Raw genomic sequence first — 2,842 nt, 5'->3', positions numbered from 1 at the left:
TGTTATATATGAATCAAGCGGCAGAGAAAATTTACGGTCGGAAAGTGGAAGAGTTCTTTAATAATCCCAATCTTTGGATCACCGTGATTCATCCCGAGGACTCGGCACAACTAGAACCTTTGTTCGATGTTCTCACATCTCCCCAGAGTAAAGATATCGAATACCGGATTGTGCGACCCGATGGGGAAATTCGCTGGCTGCGCGATCGCGCTCGAATTATTTATGACGCCTCCGGTACTCCCCTCCGCATTGATGGTCTCGCCACGGATATTACAGAACGCAAGCATTACGAAGCGGCACTCGAACAAGAACGTCAGCAATTACGGCAAATCGTCACTCATGCTCCTGTAGCGATGGCGATGTTTGATCGGAAAATGTGTTATCTTGCCTATAGCGATCGCTGGTGTCTGGATTATCAGATTACCCATCCGTCGCTCTTGGGGTGCAATTATTATGAAATTTTTTCCCATCTTCCCCCCCGCTGGCGGAACATTCATCAACAGGCACTCATGGGAACCGTGATGTCCAGTTCCGAAGATATCTGGGAAAATGCCGATGGTACCCACCGTCATGTGAGTTGGGCGATTCATCCTTGGTATTCCCCTGATATGGCGATCGGGGGAATTGTGATCGTCAGTAGTGAGATTAATGAATTAGTCCAGGCTCGGGAACAAGCCTTAGAAGCCGCGCGACTTAAATCACAATTTCTGGCGAACATGAGTCACGAAATTCGGACTCCCATGAATGGGGTTTTAGGCATGACAGAATTGTTGCTCAGAACCCCACTCACGGAACAACAACGGGACTTTGTGCAAACCCTGAAAATTAGCGGGGAAAATTTATTAACCCTGATTGATGATATTCTCGATTTTTCCAAATTAGAAGCCGGAGAAATGCGCCTGAATTCTCATGAATTTGACCTAAACTGCACCCTAGAAGATGCGGTGGATTTGTTGACATTATCGGCAGCTTCTAAACAAATTGAATTAGCCGTCCTGGTTGCTTCCGACGTTCCTAGATATCTAAAAGGCGATGCCAGTCGCCTACGGCAAATCCTCACCAATCTCCTGGGCAATGCCATCAAATTTACAGAACAAGGAGAAGTGGTAATTACCGTCAAACGGGCAGAATCGACACCGGAACAATCCCCGGAACCCCCGGAAGGCTCATCCCGCTTTACCCTAGTCTTTTCAGTTCGCGATAGTGGGATTGGGATTGCCCCTAGCGATCGCAAAAAACTCTTTCAATCCTTCTCTCAAGTAGATGCTTCAACCACTCGCAAATATGGAGGAACTGGTTTAGGGTTAGCCATCTGCAAGCAGTTAACCCAGTTGATGGGCGGTGAAATTGATGTAGAAAGTCAAGTTGGAGTTGGTTCAAATTTCTGGTTTACGGTGCAATTTGAATCCGTGGAAAACGCTAATCCCAATCTAGGCTTTACCCAACCCTCATCCTTAGATGATTCCTGCTCAATTCTCCAGGGAAAAAAGCTGTTAATTGTTGATGATTCTCCCATTAATCGCCAAGTGGTGCGCCAGCAATCGAGTCACTGGGGGATGGAGGTATGGGAAGCCGAGGATGGTTTGGAGGCGATTAAACTCTTGCGAAAAGCTGTATCTGATGGGAATCCTTTTTCCCTGGCTTTGTTGGATATGCAAATGCCCAAAATGGATGGAGAAATTCTGGGACAGCTTATTCTTACCGAACCCGTTTTAGCCAACACCTCGTTAATTATGATGACTTCGATTAATGAGAGTTATCAGGCTGAAAAATTTTTAAATTTGGGGTTTTGTGCCTATTTGATTAAGCCCATCAAAGAAGCGCGCTTGCTTGAATGTTTAATTCGAGGGGTCAGTTCAGAAGTTCATGAGGGTTCTTACCCGGCTACCTCTGATAGTTGGGTCGCCCCCTCCCAGGTCCCGGGAAAAAGCGCGAAACCTGGACAAAAAATCCCTTTGAATATTTTATTAGTCGAAGATACACGCATCAATCAAAAAGTAGTTTTGAATCAGTTAGATTCCCTAGGATTTGAGACAGATTGTGCGAATAATGGACAAGAAGCGCTTGCCAAAATGCAAATTAAGGAGTATGATATTGTGTTTATGGATTGCCAAATGCCAGTATTAGATGGGTATGACGCGACCCGAGCAATTCGCCTGAAAGAAGGAGACCGCAGACATACGGTGGTGATTGGGTTGACGGCATACGCAATGGAAGGCGATCGCCAAAAATGTCTGGCCGCAGGTATGGATGATTATCTCACTAAACCTGTTTCCATCCAAGATTTACAACAGGCGATCGCCCAGTGGAGCCACCTTAACCCGGGTCATGCGATCGCCTCTCCCATGAACCCAAAGCCCACCGAGGGACCCACACCAGACCCATCCCCGGAATCCGCGTCATCGGGTGGGGAATATCCGATTGATGAAAAACATCTGTTAGAGATTGCCCGAGGCGATCGCGAGTTTGCCGTGGAACTACTCACCGCATTTATCGAGGATGGCAAACAGTATCTGGAAGATGCTAGTCAAGCTCTAATCCAGGGCGATGCTGTTACACTAGGGCGTAAGGCACACCAAATTCAAGGGGGAAGCGCCACCATTGCCGCGATCGCCATGCCTTCATTAGCTGCTAACCTAGAAAAGCAAGCTAAAGACAGTAATTTCGAGGAGGCCGAGGAACTGGTTGGACAATTGAAAACGATTTTAAACCAGATTGAGAAATGGGTGATGGATTGGCCTGTCTAACCCCTTGTCAATCCCAGGCGATCGCTGGAAAAAATGCTTTATCCTACTAAAAATGAGGGCCAAAAATAAATTGTCATTTGTTAATTGTCATTTGT

1 protein-coding gene is annotated in these 2,842 nt (G+C 46.5%); it reads left to right on the top strand.

Going from position 1 to position 2,842, the window contains the following annotated elements:
- A partial coding sequence (locus J0895_RS17810; protein ID WP_207089354.1) for a PAS domain-containing hybrid sensor histidine kinase/response regulator occupies positions 1-2,747 on the top strand: 2,747 nt, incomplete at its 5' end.
- Positions 2,748-2,842: the final 95 nt, after the last annotated feature.

The sequence above is a fragment of the Phormidium pseudopriestleyi FRX01 genome (genome assembly GCF_017313335.1).
In the GTDB taxonomy this organism is placed as follows: Bacteria; Cyanobacteriota; Cyanobacteriia; order Cyanobacteriales; family Laspinemataceae; genus Laspinema; species Laspinema pseudopriestleyi.
The sequence above is the reverse complement of the archived record's forward strand: the minus strand, read 5'-3'. Positions and strand labels throughout refer to the sequence as shown.